The organism is Luteimonas sp. BLCC-B24 (assembly GCF_028550595.1).
Classification (GTDB): Bacteria; Pseudomonadota; Gammaproteobacteria; order Xanthomonadales; family Xanthomonadaceae; genus Luteimonas.
This window is the reverse complement of sequence record NZ_JAQQGN010000005.1, coordinates 72,626-90,747: the sequence shown is the minus strand read 5'-3', so window position 1 is coordinate 90,747 and position 18,122 is coordinate 72,626. Positions and strand designations below refer to the sequence as shown.

Below are 18,122 nucleotides of genomic sequence, written 5' to 3'. Positions count from 1 at the left end.
AAAAGCCCCGCATCCGCGGGGCTTTTTTCCTTCTCGCGCTAGGGAATCAGCGCTTCATCGACGAGAAGAACTCGTCGTTGGACTTCGTGCTCTTCATCTTGTCGAGCAGGAATTCCATCGCGGCGATCTCGTCCATCGGATGGAGCAGCTTGCGCAGGATCCAGATGCGCTGCAGCAGGTCCGGCTCGATCAGCAGATCCTCGCGACGCGTGCCCGACTGGTTGACGTTGATCGCCGGGTAGACGCGCTTCTCGGTGATGCGACGGTCGAGGTGCACTTCCGAGTTGCCGGTGCCCTTGAACTCCTCGTAGATCACCTTGTCCATCGCGCTGCCGGTATCGACGAGGGCGGTGGCGATGATGGTCAGCGAACCGCCTTCCTCGACATTGCGCGCGGCGCCGAAGAAGCGCTTCGGGCGATGCATCGCATTGGCGTCGACACCGCCGGTGAGCACCTTGCCGGAGCTCGGCACGACGTTGTTGTAGGCGCGGGCGAGGCGGGTGATCGAGTCGAGCAGGATGACGACATCCTTCTTGTGCTCGACCAGGCGCTTGGCGCGCTCGATCACCATCTCGGCCACCTGCACGTGGCGTGCGGCCGGCTCGTCGAAGGTCGAGGAAATGACTTCGCCGCGCACGGTGCGCTGCATTTCGGTCACTTCTTCCGGACGCTCGTCGATCAGCAGCACGATCATGTGCACGTCGGGATGGTTGTAGGTGATCGCGCTGGCGATCTGCTGCATCATCATCGTCTTGCCGGCCTTCGGCGGCGAGACGATCAGCGCGCGCTGGCCCTTGCCCTGCGGCGCCATCAGATCGAGGATGCGGCCGGCGATGTCCTCGCTGGAGCCGTCACCGCGTTCGAGCTTGAAGCGCTTGCGCGGGAACAGCGGGGTCAGGTTCTCGAACAGCACCTTGCCCTTGCTGGCCTCCGGCGGCTCGCCGTTGATCGTGTCCACCACCGACAGCGCGAAGTAACGCTCGCCGTCCTTGGGCCAGCGGATGCGACCGGACAGATGGTCGCCGGTGCGGAGATTGAAGCGGCGGATCTGGCTGGGCGAGATGTAGACATCGTCCGGGCCGGCGAGATAGCTCGCCTCGGCCGCACGCAGGAAGCCGTAACCGTCGGGCAGGATCTCGAGCACGCCGTCGGCGACGACGCCCTCGCCGTAGCGGGTGAGCACCTTGAGCAGGCCGAAGATCACGTCCTGCTTGCGGGCGCGGGCGACGCCCTCGATCGAGAGCTGGTCGGCGATGTCGAGCAGCTTGTGCGCCGGCATCCGCTTGAGGTCGCTCAACGAATACTGCGGGAAGCCTTCCGGGACGTTCGGCGGCGGCAGGCGCTGCGCATGGTCGTTGCCACCGTCCTGCGGCAGGCCGTCGTCACGGCCGCGCTGGCGATCGCGGCGGTTGTTCTTGAAGCGGTCGCGCCGGTTGCCGCGCTCGCCGCCCTGGTCCTGTCGGCCCTGATCGTGGCGATTCTGGTCCTGACGGTTCTGGTTCTGACCCTGCGGCTGGCCACCCTGCTGGGGCGGCCGCTGCTCGCCGTTGTTGCTGCGCTGGCCACCGTCCTGCGGCGGCGCATCGGCGGCGGGCTTGCTGCCTGCATCGCGCGTCGGCTCGGTCGGCGGGGCCGGCGGTCGCGGTGCGGCGGCCTCCTGCGGCGGAAGCTGAAGTTGCGGCTGGGGCGCGGTCTCGGAGGCGGTATCGGCGGGCTTCTTCGCCACGCGGGGTTTGCGGACGCGTTTCACGGCTGCATCGCCGGTCGGCGCGCCGGAATCGTCGGGGGTGTTGTCGGACAAGAGGAGAATCCTCGCTCGCTGCGAGCGCCCGGAACCGGGCGGAAGGTTGGAGACGGCAGAGCCGGGAAACAGCGCCCGGCAGGTGCGACCAGATGGGTGCGGCAGGCGATACGCATGCCGGAGTGGGCAAACCTAGCACCGCCGGCCCGGCGCCGGCAAGCGGGGCGAGGCCTGCGATTCAGCCGCTGCGCAGCGAGCCACGCAGCGACGCGGCGGGCGTCGGCGTGCGTGCCGGCGTCGGCACGGCGCCGCCCGCGGCGCTCAGAGCGCCTTGTCGATCAGCTGGGCAAGCTGCGGCTTGCCGACGGCGCCGATCTGGGTGCCGTGCACCTGGCCGCCCTTGAACACGAGCAGCATCGGAATCGAGCGCACGTGGTACTTCAGCGCGGTGGCCTGGTTCTGGTCGACGTCGACCTTGACCACCTTCGCGCGGCCGGCGTAGTCGCCCGCCAGCTCGTCGAGGGCCGGGGCGATCATCTTGCAGGGGCCGCACCACGGGGCCCAGAAATCGACCAGCACCGGCACATCGGACTGCAGGACGGTGGTCTCGAAGTCGGCATCGGTGGCGTGGATGACGGCATTGCTCACGGAGGTCTCCGGTGGGGATGGCGCCGGCATCGGCAGCGGCGCCGGGATGGATGGTAAAATGGGGGATCGTCCGCCGGAATCAAGGCGGCGCACCGCGGGATGACCCACGCGTCCCGCTCCAGGCAGTCTGCGTCGCGGATGCCGCCCACGCAAGCACGCGGCGCCCGCACCCGGCGACGCCCGGACACGGTTCTCAATATTCCGCATGAGCGATAAACCCTTAACCGACCTCACCTTTTCATCGTTCGACCTGCATCCGGCGCTGCTCGCCGGGCTGGAGAGCGCGGGCTTCACCCGCTGCACGCCGATCCAGGCGCTGACCCTGCCGCTGGCCCTCAACGGCCGCGATGTCGCCGGCCAGGCCCAGACCGGCACCGGCAAGACGCTGGCCTTCCTGGTGGCGGTCATCAACCGCCTGCTGTCGAAACCGGCGCTGGCCGAGCGCAAGCCCGAGGACCCGCGCGCGCTGATCCTGGCGCCGACCCGAGAGCTGGCCATCCAGATCCACAAGGACGCGGTCAAATTCGGCAGCCAGCTCGGCCTGAAGTTCGCGCTGGTCTACGGCGGCGTCGACTACGACAAGCAGCGCCAGATGCTCCAGGACGGCGCCGACGTCATCATCGCCACGCCCGGCCGTCTGATCGACTACGTCAAGCAGCACAAGGTCGTCAGCCTGCACGCCTGCGAGATGTGCGTGCTCGACGAGGCCGACCGCATGTTCGACCTCGGCTTCATCAAGGACATCCGCTTCCTGCTGCGGCGCATGCCGATCCGCACCGAGCGTCAGACCTTGCTGTTCTCCGCCACGCTGAGCCACCGCGTGCTCGAGCTCGCCTACGAGCACATGAACGAGCCGGAGAAGCTGGTCGTCGAGACCGAGTCGATCACCGCTGCGCGTGTGCGCCAGAAGCTCTACTACCCGGCCGACGACGAGAAGCTGCAACTGCTGATCGGCCTGCTGTCGCGCAGCGAGGGCGCGCGCACGATGGTGTTCGTCAACACCAAGGCCTTCGTCGAACGCGTTGCCCGCGCGCTGGACAAGGCCGGCTACCGCGTCGGCGTGCTGTCGGGCGACGTGCCGCAGAAGAAGCGCGAGAGCCTGCTGAAGAAGTTCCAGGCCGGCCAGCTCGAACTACTGGTGGCCACCGACGTCGCCGCGCGCGGTCTGCACATCGACGGCGTGTCCCACGTCTTCAACTACGACCTGCCGTTCGACGCCGAAGACTACGTCCACCGCATCGGCCGCACCGCGCGCCTGGGCGCCGAGGGCGACGCGATCAGCTTCGCCTGCGAGCGTTACGCGATGTCGCTGCCGGACATCGAGGCCTACATCGAGCAGAAGATTCCGTCCGAGCCGGTCACCCAGGAGCTGCTGACGCCGCTGCCGCGCGCCCCGCGCGAGGGTGTCGAGGCCGAGGCCGAGGACGGCGAAAGCATCGGCGAGATCTTCAAGGAAGTGCGCGAGGCGCGCGCGGCCGAGGACGCCAAGCGTGGCGGCGGCCGCAGCGGCAGTGGTCGCGGTGGTCCGGGCGGCGGGCGTGGTTCGCGGTCGGGCGGCGGCGAGGGACGCGGGCCGCGCAAGCCGCGCGGCGCGGCCGACGGGGCCTCCGGTGACGCCGGCGCGGTCGCCGCATCCGCGCCCGTCGCTGCTCCGGTCATCGACGCGGCCGGCGCCGTGGCGGCCGCGATGCCGGACGAGTCGCGTCCGCCGCGCAAGCGCCGTCGCCGGCGTGGCGGCAAGAAGATCGAGGGCGGCGAGACGGCCGCCACGCCGACCGTCGACGCGACGTCCGGCGCGCCCGCGACGCCGGCGCGGACCGCGGCGAAGGCCGGGCCACGCGAGGTGCGGCCGAGCCAGCGTCCGGCGCCCGCCGCCGCGCCCAAGGACGCCGGTCCGTCGCTGCTCAGCCGCATCGGCCGCGGCCTGCGCCGTCTGGTCTCCGGTGGCAACACGCGCTGAGCGCGGCGGTTGCACGAAGGCCCCGCTCCGGCGGGGCCTTTTTGTGTGCGCGGTGCGTCGCACTCCGCCGCTCGCACGGGCCGGATGACGTCGTGCATGCGCGATTCCCTGCGATACTTGCGCGCATGAGCGTTCTGCGATTCGACAATGTCAGCAAGCAGTATCCGGGCGGTCACGTCGCGCTGTCGGATGTGACGTTCGATGTCGCCGCCGGCGAGATGCTGTTCGTCACCGGCCACTCCGGCGCGGGCAAGAGCACGCTGCTCAAACTGATCCATCTGGCCGAGCGGCCCAGCCGCGGCGCGGTGCTGTTCACCGAGCGCAACCTGCTGAAGGTGCGCGGGCGCAAGGTCGCGCTGCACCGGCGCGAGGTCGGCGTGGTGTTCCAGGACCACCGGCTGCTGCCCGACCGCAGCGTGTTCGACAACATCGCCCTGCCGCTGATCCTGCGCGGCATGCGTCGGCCGGAGATCGGCAAGCGTGTGCGCGCGATGCTCGAGCGGCTGGAGCTCGGCGCCCGCGAGCGCGCGCTGCCCACCCAGCTCTCGGCCGGCGAACAGCAGCGCGTCGGTATCGCCCGCGCGATCGTCGGCGAACCCACCTTGCTGGTCGCCGACGAGCCCACCGGCAATCTGGACCCGACGCTGTCGGCCGAAATCATGACCCTGTTCGCCGAGCTGCCCGAGCGCGGCACCAGCGTGCTGATCGCCAGTCACGACCTGGGCCTGGTCAAGCGCATGAAGAAGCGCACGCTGGTGCTCGATCACGGCACGCTGGCCGACGACATCGCGCCGGAGGACCTCGCCGATGCCTGAGGCGCCCCGCAACGCACCGGCACGTGCCGCCGCCTCGCCGGTCGGCACCTGGGCCGACCACCACGCCTACAGCGTGGTCGCCAGCCTCGGCCGCCTGTTCCACCGTCCGTGGTCGACCGCGCTGACGATCGGCGTGATGGCGGTCGCCCTCGCGCTGCCGCTGGGCCTGTGGCTGGTGCTCGACAACCTCGGCCGCCTCGGCGGCAGCATCGATGCCTCGCGCGAGATCAGCGTGTTTCTCGACCAGGAGGTGGAGGCCGGGCGTGCGCAGGCGCTGGCCGGCGAACTGCGCGGCCGCGCCGATGTCGGCAGCGTGGTCCATCGCACGCCGGACGAGGGCCTGGCCGAGCTGCGTGAACGCGGCCAGTTCGGCGATGCGATCGACGCGCTGGACGCCAATCCGCTGCCGCACGTGCTGATCCTCACGCCGTCGGGCGACGAGCGCCTGCTCGTCGACGCGCTGCGCGCCTTGCCCGAGGCCGAACTCGTGCAGCACGACACCGAGTGGCGCCAGCGGCTGGACGGCTGGCTGCGCTTCGGCGGGCGCGTGGTCTGGGTGCTGGGCGCGCTGCTCGGGCTCGGCGCACTGCTGGTCGTGGGCAACACCGTGCGTCTGGACATCCAGGCGCGACGCGAGGAACTCGGCGTGCTGCAGTTGCTCGGTGCCACCGACGGGTTCATCCGGCGGCCGTTCCTCTACCTCGGCGCTTGGTACGGCCTGTCCGCCGGTGCGGTGGCGCTGGCTCTGCTGGCCGGCGCCGCCTACGCGCTGCAGGCGCCGCTGGCCGAACTCGCCGCGAGTTACGGCGCCGGCTTCGCCCTGCGCGGCTTCGGGCCGCTGGGCCTGGCGGCGGTGCTCGGCGGCGCGACGGCGCTGGGCTGGCTTGGCGCGGGCCTGGTGACCGGTCATTTCCTGCGTCAGACGCGCCCCACCGACACCTGAGCCCTCCGATGCCCGTGCAGGATTTCCGCCACGTCGTCAGCGCGTCGCCACGCATCATGGTGGTGGACGGCTCGAAGCTCGTGCGTCGCCTGATCGGCGACGTGCTGCGCCAGGCGCTGAGCGAGGTCGAGATCGTCGAATGCGGCGGGCTCGAGGACGCACGCGCCGCGCTGGCGCGCGCGCCGGTCGATCTGGTCAGCACCTCGCTGCTGCTGCCCGACGGCGAAGGGCTGCACTTGGCACGCGCGGTGCGTGAGGCCGCCGGCCAGCGCTACGTGCCGGTGATCGTGGTGTCGGGCGATGCCCAGGCGCATCTGGAAGCGCGGCGGTTCAACGAGGACATCACCGATCATTTCGACAAGGCGCTCGGGCATCGGGCGCTGGCCGAATTCGTGCGCGGTTACGTGCACCCGGCGCCGATTCCGGACGCCCACGTGCTCTACGTCGAGGACAGCCGCACGGTCGCGCTGGCCACCCGGCGCATGCTCGAGGCGCAGCAGATGCGTGTCACCCACGTCGTGAGCGCGGAAGATGCACTGGCCTATCTGGACGCCTATCGCGACACGGCCGGCGCGCCCGGCGCCGATCTGCTGCTGACCGACGTCTATCTGAAGGGCGATCTCAGCGGACACGACCTGCTGCGCGCGGTGCGCCGCGATTTCGGCTACGGCAAGCGCCGGCTGCCGGTGCTGGTGATGACCGGCGACGGCAATCGCGACAACCAGATCGATCTGCTGCACGCCGGCGCCAACGATCTGGTGGTCAAGCCGGCCGACGAGCGCGTGCTGGCGAGCAAGGCCCTGTTCCAGCTGCGGCTGTCGGCGATGCAGGCCGCCGGCTGACGGCCCGGTGCGCTTGGGCGCACAAGCCGCGGCCGGTACCCTGTGCGCCCCCGCGCTGGAAATCCGCATGTCCGAGATCAGGCTCGAACCGTCGTGGAAGGCGCGCGTCGGCGACTGGCTGCTGCGTGACGACATGCGCGCGCTGTCGGCGTTCCTGCGCGAACGCAAGGCCGCCGGCGCGCGGATCTTCCCGCCGGGCCCGGAGATCTTCGCCGCCTTCGAGGCCACGCCGTTCGATGCGGTCAAGGTGGTGATTCTCGGGCAGGACCCGTATCACGGCGCCGGCCAGGCCCACGGTCTGTGCTTCTCGGTGCGGCCCGACGTGCGTGTGCCGCCGTCGCTGGACAACATGTACAAGGAGCTGCAGCGCGACACCGGCTTCGTGCGTCCCGATCACGGCTGGCTGATGCCGTGGGCGCAGCGCGGCGTGTTGCTGCTCAACGCGGTGCTGACGGTCGAAGAGGGCCGGGCCGGCGCCCACCAGGGCAAGGGCTGGGAGGGCTTCACCGATCACGTCATCGACGTGCTCGGCCGCGAGCGTGAGGATCTGGTGTTCCTGCTCTGGGGCAGTTACGCCCAGGCCAAGGGCAAGGTCATCGACGCCCGCCGGCACTGCGTGCTGCGCACCACGCATCCCTCGCCACTGTCGGCCCATCGCGGCTTTCTCGGCAGTGGACACTTCTCCAAGGCCAACAGCTTCCTGCGCACGCGCGGGATCGCGCCGATCGACTGGTCGCTGCCGATGCGCTCGGAACTCGCCACGTGATCCGCAGCGTCGAGGCCACGCGGTACGTCACCCCGTTGCGCGAGGGCGGCTCGCTGCCGGCGGTGGTGGAGGCCGACGACGACGGCATGTACGTGATGAAGTTCCGCGGCGCCGGGCAGGGCGCGAAGGCGCTGGTCGCCGAGCTCGTCGCCGGCGAGTTCGCGCGCCTGCTCGGCCTGCCGATTCCGGAGATCGTGTTCATCGATCTCGACCCGGCGATGGCCGCGACCGAACCCGACTCCGAAATCCAGCACCTGATCCGCGCCAGCGCCGGCTGCAATCTCGCGCTCGACTATCTGCCCGGGGCGATCAACTTCGATCCCGCGGTCGATGCGCCCGATGCGGCGCTGGCGTCGCGGATCGTCTGGTTCGACGCGTTCACCTGCAATGTCGACCGCACGCCGCGCAATACCAATCTGCTGGTCTGGCATCGCCGGTTGACACTGATCGACCACGGCGCGGCGCTGTACTTCCACCACGACTGGGACAGTGCGGCGCGGATCGCGGTGTCGCCGTTCACCCGGATCGCCGATCACGTGCTGCTGCCGTTCGCCGCGGCACTGGCATCGGCCGACGCCGAGCTGTCGGCGCGCATCGGCGAGGACGACATCCGGCGCATCGTCGGCCTGGTGCCCGATGCCTGGCTCGGCAGCGAGCCGGGATTCGCCGACCGCGCGGCACACCGCGAGGCCTACGTCAGTTTCTTCTGCCAGCGGCTGGCGCAGCGCGCCGTCTTCGTCGAGGAGGCACGACGTGCGCACGCCGGTCGTCTATGACTACGCGGTGATCCGGGTCGTGCCCCGGGTCGAGCGCGAGGAGTTCATCAATGCGGGCGTGCTGATCTCGTGCCAGGCCACGCGCACGCTGGCCGCGGCGATGGCGCTGGACCCGGCACGCCTGCGCGCGCTCGATCCGCATGTCGACGTCGACACGGTGGAACGCCATCTCGACGCGATCGTGCGGATCTGTCGCGGGGATGCCGACGGCGGGCCGATCGCCGCGCTGCCGGCGCGTGCGCGCTTCCACTGGTTGACCGCACGGCGCAGCTCGATCATCCAGGTCTCGCCGGTGCACACCGGGCGGACCCGCGATCCCGACGGACTGTGCGAGCGACTGCTGGCGCGGATGGTGCGGCCGCCGGCGCCGCCGGTCGGCGCATAAAAAAACCCGGCAGCACGTGGCTGCCGGGTTCGAACCGGGCGAGGGAGGGAGCGCCCGGCTGTTCGATCCACGGGGCGATGCCCCGCGTTGCACTCAGCGCTTGGTGGCCTTGGCGGCGCTGCGCGCGACCTTTTCGGCCTCGGCGCGGACGTCGGCGGTGGTCGCCTCGATCTGGGCCTTGGCGAGTTCGGCGATCGCCTCGTGCGTCTTGACGGTGTGGCCCATGACTTCCTGGCTGGCGCTGACGAGACGCTCGACGTTCTCGCGCGCGACCTGTGCGCCCTTCGGCCACAGGGCCTTGAGGCCGTCGAGGTCACGCACGTCGATCGCCTCGTTGGCGAACGCGAACGTGGCGTTGGCGTTCTCGCTGAGGGTCGACAGATGCACGCCGACGATCTTCTCGACGTTCTGCAGCGCGATGTGGTTGATGTGAGCGGCGGCATCGGCGAACTGGCGCGACGCGGCGGTGAACTGCTCGTTGAACTGGTAGGACATGGCGGTTACCTGCGTGGGCCGGCGGACTGCCGGGTTTGTGCGGTGCAGCATAATGCACTCATGGTGCAGTGCAACAAAATGCCGACGAGCGGTCGGTGCCTGTTCAGTAAACAGGCCAGTTCCGCTTCCGGATCAGGGACTTAGCCGGATTGGCCGGGGCCGGTGTAGCGGCAGCCCGAGGTGCAGGTCTCGCGGATGACGATCGCGCTCAGGCCGGGCAGGGTGGGGGCGAGCCGGTCCCAGATCCAGATGGCGAGCATCTCGCTGGTGGGATTCTCGAGCCCGGGGATGTCGTTGAGATAGTGATGGTCGAGCTGTGCGTGGAGCGGGGCGAATGCGGCCTTGAGGTCGCCGAAGTCCATGATCCAGCCGCTGTCGGCGCCGGGCGTGCCCGAGACGTGGACCTCCACCTGGAACGAATGCCCGTGCAGGCGCGCGCACTTGTGGCCCGGAGGCACGTTGGGCAGCCGGTGCGCGGCCTCGAGGGTGAAGACCTTGAAGATATCCATGCCGCATTGTCGAGGGTGACCGCCGGCGCGGCAATCGTCGCCGATGCCTGAAGCCCGACGCGTATCGATGCATCGACCGCGAGCGTCCGCGTCGCCGCCTGCGTACCGGGGGGCGACCCGGTCAGCCTGCCCGCTGCATCCGAATGTCGGCCTGCGCCGTAAGGTATGCACAACGCCCCCCCGCAGGAACCCCCATGCCCGACCCGCACGCCGGCAGCCCGCCGTCTTCGCCGCGTACGCTCCGGGCCGACGTGCGCCGCTGGTTCGATACCGATGCGGCGGTGCCCGAGGGACGCGAGGACGACCGCATCGACTGGCTGCGTGCGGTGCCGTTCCTGGCGATGCACCTGGCCTGTCTTGCAGTGTTCTGGGTCGGTGTGTCCCCGGTCGCCGTGCTGGTCGCGGTCGCGCTGTATGCGCTGCGGATGTTCGCGATCACCGGTTTCTATCATCGCTACTTCTCCCATCGCACGTTCCGCACCTCGCGCGCGGTGCAGTTCCTCGCCGCGCTGATCGGCGCCGCCAGCGTGCAGCGCGGCCCCTTGTGGTGGGCGGCGCACCATCGCAACCATCACCGCCACACCGAAACCGCGCGCGATCCGCACTCGCCACGCGTGCACGGGTTCTGGCGCAGCCACATGGGCTGGTTCCTGACGCGCGAGGGCTTCCGCACCGACTGGTCGCGTATCCCGGACCTGGCGAAGTACCCGGAACTGCGCTGGCTCGACCGGTTCGACACCCTGGTGCCGGTGCTGCTGGCACTCGGTCTCTACGGGCTCGGCGCGTTGCTCGAGCGCGTCGCGCCCGGGCTCGGCACGACGGGCGCGCAGATGCTGGTCTGGGGCTTCTTCATCTCGACCACGGTGCTGTTCCACGCCACGGTGACGATCAATTCGCTCGCGCACCGCTACGGCAGCCGCCGGTTCGACACCGGGGACGACAGCCGCAACAACCTGTGGCTGGCGCTGCTGACCTTCGGCGAAGGCTGGCACAACAACCATCACTTCTTTCCCGGCACCGTGCGCCAGGGCTTCCGCTGGTGGGAAATCGACCTGACCTGGTACGGCCTGACCGTGCTGTCCTGGTGTGGACTGGTGCGTGATCTCAAACCCGTGCCGGCCTGGGTGCACGCGAAGGCACGCGCATGAGCCTGCGCATCGCGGTCGTCGGCTCCGGCATCGCCGGTCTCGCCAGCGCGTGGTGGCTGTCGCAACGGCATGCGGTGACCCTTTTCGAGGTCGAGTCGCGGATCGGCGGGCACACGCACACCCACGACATCCACCTCGGCGGACGCGATTACGCGGTCGACACCGGCTTCATCGTCTTCAACCCGGACCATTACCCCTTGCTGTCGGGCCTGTTCGACACGCTCGGCGTGGCCTCGATGCCGACGACGATGAGTTTCTCGGTCCACAGCGAAGCGAGCGGCGTGGAGTACAACGCGACCTCGCTCGACGGCCTGTTCTGCCAGCGGCGCAATCTGCTCTCGCCGCGCTTCCTCGGCATGCTGCGCGATCTCACGCGCTTCTACCGCGAGGCGCCGGCGCTGCTCGACGGTCCCGGCCCGGGTCCGTCGCTCGGTGACTGGCTCGAGTCCCGGCGCTACGGCGCCGCGTTCCGCGACGAGCACCTGGTGCCGATGGCGTCGGCCCTGTGGTCGTCGCCGTCACAGCGCATCCTCGAATTCCCGGCGCGGTATCTGGTGCAGTTCATGGCCAACCACCAGATGCTGCAGGTCGAGGGACGGCCGCAATGGCGCGTGGTGCAGGGCGGCTCGTCCCGCTACATCGACGCGCTGCGCGCGCGCTGGCGGGTCGAGGAACGCGTCGGCTGCGCGGTCCAGGCCGTGCGCCGCGACGCGGACGGCGTGGAGATCACCACCGCGGCCGGCACCGGGCGCTTCGACCGCGTGGTGCTGGCCTGCCACAGCGACCAGGCGCTGGCGCTGCTGGCCGATGCCGATGCGTCCGAGCACGCGATCCTCGGTGCGATCCGCTACCAGCCCAACGACGTCGTCCTGCACACCGACGCGCGGCTGCTGCCACGCCGGCGCAAGGCCTGGGCCGCGTGGAACGCACACGTGCCGGCATCACCGGCCCAGGCCTGCACGGTGAGCTACTGCATGAACCTGCTGCAGGGGCTCGATGCGCCCGAGCCGCTGATCGTCACCCTCAACCGGAGCGAGGCGATCGACCCGGAGCGGATCCTGCGCCGCATGCGCTACGCCCATCCGGTACACGACGCCGCCGCGGTCGCCGCCCAGCAACGTGCGGACGAGATCCAGGGGGTGCGCAATACCTGGTTCGCGGGTGCGTACTGGGGCTGGGGCTTCCACGAAGACGGCATCCGCAGCGCGGCCCGGGTGGCCGCGGCCTTCGGACTCGGGCCGAACGTGGACGCCGTGCAGACGGCCGCCCTGACACGCTCGCCGCCCGCAATTTCACCGGAGGCGTCGTGGGCGTCGGCCTGACCCCCCATCGCGACGCGACCGCCACCGTCAGCGCGGTGTACGAAGGCGTCGTGCGCCATCGCCGGCATCTGCCGCGCGCGCATGCGTTCCGCTACCGGATGGCCCAGCTCTGGCTCGACCTCGACGAGGTGGACCACGTGTTCGACCGCCGCTGGCTGTGGTCGAGCCGGCGCGCCAACCTCGCCCAGTTCCGGCGCAGCGACTACATGGGGCCCGCATCGCTGTCGCTGGCCGATGCGGTGCGCGGGCGCGTGCAGAGTGCGACGGGGCGTGTGCCCGACGGCCCGATCCGGCTGCTGACCCATCTGCGCTATTTCGGCCACGTGTTCAATCCGGTCAGCTTCTACTATTGCTACCACGCCGACGGCACCACGCTCGACACCGTGGTCGCCGAAATCACCAATACCCCGTGGAAGGAACGCCACGCCTACGTGCTGCCGGTGGACGCCGCCCAGCGGCGCGGGCGCGCCCTGCAGTGGCACTTCGACAAGAGCTTCCACGTCTCGCCGTTCATGGCCATGGCGCGTGCGTACCGCTGGCGCTTCACCGCGCCGGCCGAGGACCTGCACGTGCACATGGACGTGCTGCACGACGGTGCGCCGGAGTTCGACGCCACGCTCAGCCTGCGCCGGCGACCGCTCGACGGCGCGTCGCTGGCGCGGGTGCTGTGGCGGTATCCGGCGATGACCGCCCAGGTCGTCGGCGCGATCCACTGGCAGGCCCTGAAACTCTGGCTCAAGCGCACCCCGGTGCACGATCACCCGCGCCTCGCTCGGACTTCCCCCAATGAATGACCTCGTCGCCGACATGGCGCCTTCCCCCTACGGCGCGCTGGATCGCGTGCTTCGCACCCGCCTGCTGGAGACCTTCGCGCAGCTGCGCGGGGGCGCCCTCCGGGTCGAGGACGGCCTGGGCACGCGCAGCTTTGGCGAGGCGTCCGCGGGGCGTCCCGTCACCGTGCGCGTGCACGCGCCCGCCTTCTACCGGATGACCGCGGCCAGCGGCAGCGTGGGCGCGGGCGAGGCCTACATGGACGGCCATTGGGACTGCGACGACCTGGTGGGGCTGGTGCGTCTTCTGGTGCGCAACCGCGACCTGCTCGACCGCATGGAAACCGGGCTCGCGCGCGTCGGTGGGCTCGCGCTGCGCGCCTGGAACGCGATGCGCCGCAACACGCATGCAGGCAGCCGGCGCAACATCGCCGCGCACTACGACCTCGGCAATGCGTTCTTCCAGCTGTTTCTCTCCCCGGACCTGATGTATTCGTCCGCGCTGTTCGCGCACGAGGACGACACGCTGGAGGTCGCGTCGACCCGCAAGCTGGACCGCATCTGCCGCGCGCTCGCGCTGGCGCCCGGTGACCGCGTGATCGAGATCGGCACCGGCTGGGGCGGCTTCGCGCTGCACGCGGCCAAGCATTACGGCTGCCACGTCACCACGACGACGATCTCGCGCGAGCAGCACGCCCTGGCCCGCGCACGCATCGCCGAGGCCGGCCTCGAGGACCGGGTGACCCTGCTGCTCCAGGACTACCGCGATCTCGAAGGCACCTACGACAAGCTGGTGTCGATCGAGATGATCGAGGCGATCGGCGCGCAGTACCTGGACACCTATTTCGGCAAGCTCGGCGCCCTGCTCGAGCCCGACGGCATCGCGCTGGTGCAGGCGATCACGATCGAGGATCACCGCTACGTGCAGGCGCGCGACTCGGTGGATTTCATCAAGCGCTTCATCTTTCCGGGCAGCTTCATTCCCTCGGTGTCGGCCATGCTGCAGGCCAAGACCGCAGCCAGCGATCTGCAACTGCTGCAGCTCGAGGACTTTGGTCCGTCGTATGCGCGCACGCTGCAGCTCTGGCGCGAGCGCTTCCTGGCGCGTCTGCCCGAGGTGCGCGCCCAGGGTTTCGATGCGCGCTTCGTGCGCATGTGGGAGTTCTATCTCGCGTACTGCGAGGGGGGGTTTCGCGAGCGCTCCATCGGCGTGGCCCATCTGCTGCTCGGCAAGCCCGGTCACGTGCGCGCGCCTGGCGGTGCGGCATGAGCACGCCGTGGCTGACCCTGCTGCTGGTCTGGATCGCGGCCGCGATCGCGATGACGCTCGCCTGGCGCTGGCAGCGCACGCGCCGCAATGCCGGCATCGTCGACGTGGTCTGGGCGGCCGGCGTGGGTGTGGCGGCGGTGCTGGCCGCGGCGCTGGGCGACGGGGCGCCGCTGCCGCGCGCACTGCTCGCGGTGCTCGGTCTGCTGTGGGGCGCACGTCTGGCCGTGCATCTGTGGAAGCGCGTCCGCCGCGAGGACGAGGACGGCCGCTACGCGTACCTGCGTGCGCACTGGAACGGCGACCAGCGCAAGTTCTTCCTGTTCTTCCAGGCCCAGGCGCTGTTGATCGCGCTGTTCTCGCTGCCGTTTCTCGCAGTGGCCGCCAATCCCTCGGACACACCGTGGCTGCTGGGTGCGATCGCGATGTGGCTGATCAGCGTCGGCGGCGAGGCGGTGGCCGACCGGCAGCTGGCCGATTTCCGCGCCGATCCGCGCAACCGCGGCAAGACCTGTCGCGACGGTCTCTGGCGCTACTCGCGTCACCCGAACTATTTCTTCGAATGGCTGCACTGGCTGACCTACGTGATTCTGGCCGCGGGGTCGCCGCTGTGGTGGCTGGCACTGGCCGGGCCGGTGGTGATGTACCTGTTCCTGCGCTACGTCAGCGGCATTCCCTATACCGAGCAGCAGGCGGTGCGCAGCCGCGGTGACGACTACCGCGAGTACCAGCGCACCACGCCGATGCTGTTCCCGTGGTTTCCCAAGCATTCGAAAGGACGTTCCGCATGACCACGATCGCCCGCGCCGAACTGGCGCACGACGCGCCCGCCCCCGGTGTCCTCGGCCTGGCCGAACGTGGGCTGGTGCCCGATGCCTTGCTGCGGCAGGGCATCCGCCGGCTGTGCGCGCAGCGTCTGGCCGAAGAGCGCGCAGGCGGTCTCGAGGCGCAATCGCGCCGCTATGCGCAGCTGGTCGAATCGCTGCGCACCAGCCCGGTGGCGATCCACACCGACGCCGCCAATGCCCAGCATTACGAGTTGCCGCCCGCGTTCTTCCGTCTGTGCCTGGGGCGGCGGTTCAAGTACAGCAGCTGCTACTACCCCACGGGCGAGGAAACGCTGGACGAGGCCGAAGACGCGATGCTCGCCCTGTACGGCGAGCGTGCGGCGCTCGCCGACGGCCAGGAGATTCTCGAGCTGGGGTGCGGCTGGGGATCGCTGACCCTGTGGATGGCCGAACGCTTTCCGAACGCACGCATCACCGCGGTGTCGAACTCCACGCCGCAGCGCCAGCACATCGAGGCCCAGTGCCGTGAGCGCGGCCTGCACAACGTGTCGGTGATCACCCGGGACGTGAACCAGCTCGAGCTCGACGCCGCGCGTTTCGACCGCGTGGTCTCGGTCGAGATGTTCGAGCACATGCGCAACTACCAGATCCTGATGCAGCGCATCCGCAGCTGGCTCAAGCCGGGCGGGCAGCTGTTCGTGCACATCTTCGCCCATCGCACGCTGATGTATCCCTACGAAACCGAGGGCGAGGACAACTGGATGGGCCGGCATTTCTTCACCGGCGGGCTGATGCCGGCGGCCGACACGCTGCTGCACTTCCAGCAGGGGCTGTCGCTGCAGCAGCGCTGGCTGCTCGACGGCACCCATTACGAGAAGACCTCCAACCACTGGCTGGCCAACCAGGACCGTCACCGCGACGCGGTGATGGCGGTGCTCGACCAGGCGTACGGCACCGACGGCGCGAAGCTCTGGTTCCAGCGCTGGCGCATGTTCTGGATGTCGTGCGCGGAGCTGTTCGGCTACGACCACGGGCGCGAGTGGCTGGTCGCGCATTACCGCTTCGCCCGCGACGCCTGAGTCGTCGACGACGTCGCATCCACGACAGGAGCGTTTCCATGACCACAACGAACCGGCGACACGCCGCCGGCCTGATCCTCGCGGGCATCGCCGCCGGCATGCTCGCGGCCTGCGGAGGCGCCAACGTGAAAGACCCGATTCCCCCCGTGCCGTACGTCGACGTGCCCCGCTTCATGGGCGACTGGTACGTGATCGCGCAGATCCCCACCCGGCTCGAGCGCGAGGCCTACGATTCGGTCGAGACCTACACCCTGCGCGACGACGGCAAGGTCGACACCACGTTCCGCTATCGCGACGGCGGATTCGACGAGAAGATCAAGACGCTGCACCCCACGGGCACCGTGCGCGAGGGCACCGGCAACGCGATCTGGGGCATGCAGTTCGTGTGGCCGATCAAGGCCGAGTACGTGATCGTCTACGTCGACGACGACTACCAGCAGACGATCGTCGGCCGCAGCAAGCGCGATTACGTGTGGCTGATGGCGCGCACCCCGTCGATTCCGGATGCGGATTACGCCGCGCATATGCAGCGCATCGAGGCGCTGGGCTACGACATTTCCAAGATCCGTCGCGTGCCGCAGTCGGCGGCGGACCCGTCGCGGGTGCCGGACGCGCGCAGCATCGAATGACCCAAGCCGGGGCCTTCCGGGCGGCGGAAGGCCGCGCGGGAGGCGTCGAGCGGCCGGCCGACCCGGGCGACGGCGCCTGAGGCCGCGTCCGATCTGCAGAATCCCGGACGTCGACCTCGCCCCATCCCGCGAGTGGAGGGGCGTGCGGGCGTCCAGGGGCGCGGCCTGCTGCACAGCCGCGTGCCACCCCGCCGCATAGAATGCGCGCCATGCAAGGGCGTACCCGCTTCCGCTGGGCCTGGTGGCTGCTGGCCTATGCCAGTCTCGGCCTCGGCATCGTGGGTGTGTTCGTGCCGGGCATGCCGACGACGGTGTTCGTGCTGATCGCCGCCTGGGCCGCGGCACGCGGTTCGGATCGTCTGCACCGCTGGCTGGTCGATCACCCGCGCTTCGGCCCGTCGATCCGCGACTGGCAGGCGCACGGCGCGGTCAGCCGTCGCGCGAAGTGGATGGCGTCCGCCACGATGGCCGCGTGCGCGGTCGTCCTGCTCGCACTGATGCTGTTGATTCCGGCGCATCGCGGGTGGATGACCGCCTTGCCGATCGCCTGCATGGCGGCGGTGGCGACGTGGCTGTGGCTGCGGCCGGAGCCGCCGGCGCCGTAGGTGTGCGGCGGCTCGGCGCAGGCTGGCGCGCATCGGGTGTACCGACGCGCATCGGGTGTACCGACCGGCCCGCGCGGAAACGCGCGAGCGCGCGTGTGGCCGGCACAGCACGTGACGCGTGGGCACGCGCCCACGACGCGGTCGTCTTGGCGTTTGCTCGTTCCGGCCTGTTCCCGCCGCGCGATGCGCGGCGCCTGCGGGCTCAGGGCGTCCCGGTTTCGGCCTTGTACCGCTCGAGATAATCGCGGTAGCGCGTGTCGTTGAGATGGCCCGACAGCCGGTAGGGCGGGGTATAGGCGAACTGGAAGTCGTAGCGGCCGTCGCGCTCGACCACCAGCGTGCTCGTACTCCAGGCCTGGCCCTTCTGGGCCTGCATGATGCGGGCGATCCGCGAAAAGCCCGCCTTGGCCGCGGGTGACAGGCGGAAGGCCACCTTTTCGAGCGGTCCATCGCCGTCGCGCGCGATCGCGAACGAGATGCTACTGGTGCGGGGCGATTCGCCGCCTTCGGTCTCGAAGTCCACCACCAGGCGCAGCCAGTCGCGCGTGCCCCATTCGCCGTCGTTCACGTCGCGCACGCAGGCGGCGACTTCCCGCACGGTGTCGGCGTAGGCGGCGTTGAGATCATCCATGGG

Annotated in this window: 20 protein-coding genes; 15 read left to right on the top strand and 5 right to left on the bottom strand. The window is 69.9% G+C overall.

Going from position 1 to position 18,122, the window contains the following annotated elements; all coding sequences use genetic code 11:
- Positions 1 to 46: 46 nt before the first annotated feature.
- Together rho and trxA are read right to left on the bottom strand one after the other, a co-directional pair.
- Complete coding sequence (rho, locus tag PQS31_RS11535; RefSeq protein ID WP_272762877.1) at positions 47 to 1,801, bottom strand: transcription termination factor Rho; 1,755 nt, start codon at positions 1,799 to 1,801, stop codon at positions 47 to 49.
- Positions 1,802 to 2,062: 261 nt separating this feature from the next.
- Positions 2,063 to 2,389: a thioredoxin gene (gene trxA / locus PQS31_RS11530; protein ID WP_272762876.1), complete on the bottom strand. Its 327-nt coding sequence runs from the start codon at positions 2,387 to 2,389 to the stop codon at positions 2,063 to 2,065.
- Between the two features lie 205 nt (positions 2,390 to 2,594).
- Between trxA and rhlB the strand changes: the two genes are divergently transcribed.
- The 7 genes from rhlB to PQS31_RS11495 all read left to right on the top strand — a co-directional run bounded on the left by rhlB (position 2,595) and on the right by PQS31_RS11495 (position 8,876).
- Complete coding sequence (gene rhlB, locus PQS31_RS11525) at positions 2,595 to 4,349, top strand: ATP-dependent RNA helicase RhlB (RefSeq protein ID WP_272762875.1); 1,755 nt, start codon at positions 2,595 to 2,597, stop codon at positions 4,347 to 4,349.
- A 125-nt stretch (positions 4,350 to 4,474) separates the two neighbouring features.
- Entirely contained in the window at positions 4,475 to 5,164 is a 690-nt protein-coding gene (gene ftsE, locus PQS31_RS11520; protein WP_272762874.1) for a cell division ATP-binding protein FtsE, read from the top strand.
- Positions 5,157 to 6,107 carry a permease-like cell division protein FtsX gene (gene ftsX / locus PQS31_RS11515; RefSeq protein ID WP_272762873.1) on the top strand — a complete coding sequence of 317 codons (951 nt, stop codon included), beginning with the start codon at positions 5,157 to 5,159 and terminating at the stop codon, positions 6,105 to 6,107. Before ftsE ends, ftsX begins: the two co-directional genes overlap by 8 nt.
- 8 nt (positions 6,108 to 6,115) lie before the next feature.
- Entirely contained in the window at positions 6,116 to 6,949 is an 834-nt protein-coding gene (locus tag PQS31_RS11510) for a response regulator (RefSeq protein WP_272762871.1), read from the top strand.
- A gap of 67 nt (positions 6,950 to 7,016) precedes the next feature.
- Positions 7,017 to 7,715, top strand: a complete 699-nt coding sequence (ung, locus tag PQS31_RS11505) for a uracil-DNA glycosylase (protein WP_272762870.1) — start codon at positions 7,017 to 7,019, stop codon at positions 7,713 to 7,715.
- On the top strand, positions 7,715 to 8,491 hold the full coding sequence (locus tag PQS31_RS11500; protein ID WP_336314351.1) for a HipA family kinase: 777 nt from the start codon (positions 7,715 to 7,717) through the stop codon (positions 8,489 to 8,491). The genes ung and PQS31_RS11500 overlap by 1 nt, the downstream gene beginning before the upstream one ends.
- The gene (locus tag PQS31_RS11495; protein WP_272762868.1) at positions 8,469 to 8,876 is read left to right on the top strand and encodes a DUF3037 domain-containing protein; all 408 of its coding nucleotides are present in this window, start codon (positions 8,469 to 8,471) and stop codon (positions 8,874 to 8,876) included. The genes PQS31_RS11500 and PQS31_RS11495 overlap by 23 nt, the downstream gene beginning before the upstream one ends.
- A 93-nt stretch (positions 8,877 to 8,969) precedes the next feature.
- On the opposite strand, the gene PQS31_RS11490 is transcribed toward PQS31_RS11495, so the two are convergent.
- Entirely contained in the window at positions 8,970 to 9,371 is a 402-nt protein-coding gene (locus tag PQS31_RS11490; RefSeq protein WP_272762867.1) for a phasin family protein, read from the bottom strand.
- A 140-nt stretch (positions 9,372 to 9,511) separates the two neighbouring features.
- A complete protein-coding gene (gene queD / locus PQS31_RS11485; protein WP_272762866.1) occupies positions 9,512 to 9,880 on the bottom strand; it encodes a 6-carboxytetrahydropterin synthase QueD in 369 nt (122 codons plus the stop codon).
- Positions 9,881 to 10,074: 194 nt separating this feature from the next.
- Here queD and PQS31_RS11480 point away from each other — a divergent pair, with 194 nt between their 5' ends.
- From PQS31_RS11480 to PQS31_RS11445, 8 genes are all read left to right on the top strand, one after another.
- Positions 10,075 to 11,028 carry an acyl-CoA desaturase gene (locus PQS31_RS11480; RefSeq protein WP_272762865.1) on the top strand — a complete coding sequence of 318 codons (954 nt, stop codon included), beginning with the start codon at positions 10,075 to 10,077 and terminating at the stop codon, positions 11,026 to 11,028.
- 2 nt (positions 11,029 to 11,030) lie between these two features.
- Positions 11,031 to 12,350 (top strand): FAD-dependent oxidoreductase, encoded by a 1,320-nt coding sequence (locus tag PQS31_RS11475; protein ID WP_272763047.1) that lies wholly within the window; start codon positions 11,031 to 11,033, stop codon positions 12,348 to 12,350.
- On the top strand, positions 12,335 to 13,144 hold the full coding sequence (locus tag PQS31_RS11470; protein WP_272762864.1) for a DUF1365 domain-containing protein: 810 nt from the start codon (positions 12,335 to 12,337) through the stop codon (positions 13,142 to 13,144). The genes PQS31_RS11475 and PQS31_RS11470 overlap by 16 nt, the downstream gene beginning before the upstream one ends.
- The gene (locus PQS31_RS11465; RefSeq protein WP_272762863.1) at positions 13,137 to 14,390 is read left to right on the top strand and encodes a cyclopropane-fatty-acyl-phospholipid synthase family protein; all 1,254 of its coding nucleotides are present in this window, start codon (positions 13,137 to 13,139) and stop codon (positions 14,388 to 14,390) included. The genes PQS31_RS11470 and PQS31_RS11465 overlap by 8 nt, the downstream gene beginning before the upstream one ends.
- Entirely contained in the window at positions 14,387 to 15,178 is a 792-nt protein-coding gene (locus tag PQS31_RS11460) for a DUF1295 domain-containing protein (protein WP_272762862.1), read from the top strand. The genes PQS31_RS11465 and PQS31_RS11460 overlap by 4 nt, the downstream gene beginning before the upstream one ends.
- Positions 15,175 to 16,254 (top strand): cyclopropane-fatty-acyl-phospholipid synthase family protein, encoded by a 1,080-nt coding sequence (locus PQS31_RS11455; RefSeq protein ID WP_272762861.1) that lies wholly within the window; start codon positions 15,175 to 15,177, stop codon positions 16,252 to 16,254. The genes PQS31_RS11460 and PQS31_RS11455 overlap by 4 nt, the downstream gene beginning before the upstream one ends.
- Before the next feature lie 98 nt (positions 16,255 to 16,352).
- Complete coding sequence (locus tag PQS31_RS11450; protein ID WP_272763046.1) at positions 16,353 to 16,883, top strand: lipocalin family protein; 531 nt, start codon at positions 16,353 to 16,355, stop codon at positions 16,881 to 16,883.
- A 209-nt stretch (positions 16,884 to 17,092) separates the two neighbouring features.
- A complete protein-coding gene (locus PQS31_RS11445) occupies positions 17,093 to 17,488 on the top strand; it encodes a YbaN family protein (RefSeq protein ID WP_272762860.1) in 396 nt (131 codons plus the stop codon).
- 202 nt (positions 17,489 to 17,690) lie between these two features.
- Here the strand turns inward: PQS31_RS11445 and PQS31_RS11440 are convergent, their stop codons facing one another.
- Positions 17,691 to 18,119, bottom strand: a complete 429-nt coding sequence (locus PQS31_RS11440) for a hypothetical protein (protein WP_272762859.1) — start codon at positions 18,117 to 18,119, stop codon at positions 17,691 to 17,693.
- Positions 18,120 to 18,122: the final 3 nt, after the last annotated feature.

What these genes read in the sequence shown, in the direction of transcription:
- rhlB (WP_272762875.1), top strand. Translation starts at nt 2,595, where the DNA reads ATGAGCGATAAACCCTTAACCGACCTCACCTTTTCATCGTTCGACCTG.
- ftsE (WP_272762874.1), top strand. Translation starts at nt 4,475, where the DNA reads ATGAGCGTTCTGCGATTCGACAATGTCAGCAAGCAGTATCCGGGCGGT.
- ftsX (WP_272762873.1), top strand. Translation starts at nt 5,157, where the DNA reads ATGCCTGAGGCGCCCCGCAACGCACCGGCACGTGCCGCCGCCTCGCCG.
- PQS31_RS11510 (WP_272762871.1), top strand. Translation starts at nt 6,116, where the DNA reads ATGCCCGTGCAGGATTTCCGCCACGTCGTCAGCGCGTCGCCACGCATC.
- ung (WP_272762870.1), top strand. Translation starts at nt 7,017, where the DNA reads ATGTCCGAGATCAGGCTCGAACCGTCGTGGAAGGCGCGCGTCGGCGAC.
- PQS31_RS11490 (WP_272762867.1), bottom strand. Translation starts at nt 9,371, where the DNA reads ATGTCCTACCAGTTCAACGAGCAGTTCACCGCCGCGTCGCGCCAGTTC.
- queD (WP_272762866.1), bottom strand. Translation starts at nt 9,880, where the DNA reads ATGGATATCTTCAAGGTCTTCACCCTCGAGGCCGCGCACCGGCTGCCC.
- PQS31_RS11480 (WP_272762865.1), top strand. Translation starts at nt 10,075, where the DNA reads ATGCCCGACCCGCACGCCGGCAGCCCGCCGTCTTCGCCGCGTACGCTC.
- PQS31_RS11465 (WP_272762863.1), top strand. Translation starts at nt 13,137, where the DNA reads ATGAATGACCTCGTCGCCGACATGGCGCCTTCCCCCTACGGCGCGCTG.
- PQS31_RS11460 (WP_272762862.1), top strand. Translation starts at nt 14,387, where the DNA reads ATGAGCACGCCGTGGCTGACCCTGCTGCTGGTCTGGATCGCGGCCGCG.
- PQS31_RS11455 (WP_272762861.1), top strand. Translation starts at nt 15,175, where the DNA reads ATGACCACGATCGCCCGCGCCGAACTGGCGCACGACGCGCCCGCCCCC.
- PQS31_RS11450 (WP_272763046.1), top strand. Translation starts at nt 16,353, where the DNA reads ATGCTCGCGGCCTGCGGAGGCGCCAACGTGAAAGACCCGATTCCCCCC.
- PQS31_RS11445 (WP_272762860.1), top strand. Translation starts at nt 17,093, where the DNA reads ATGCAAGGGCGTACCCGCTTCCGCTGGGCCTGGTGGCTGCTGGCCTAT.
- PQS31_RS11440 (WP_272762859.1), bottom strand. Translation starts at nt 18,119, where the DNA reads ATGGATGATCTCAACGCCGCCTACGCCGACACCGTGCGGGAAGTCGCC.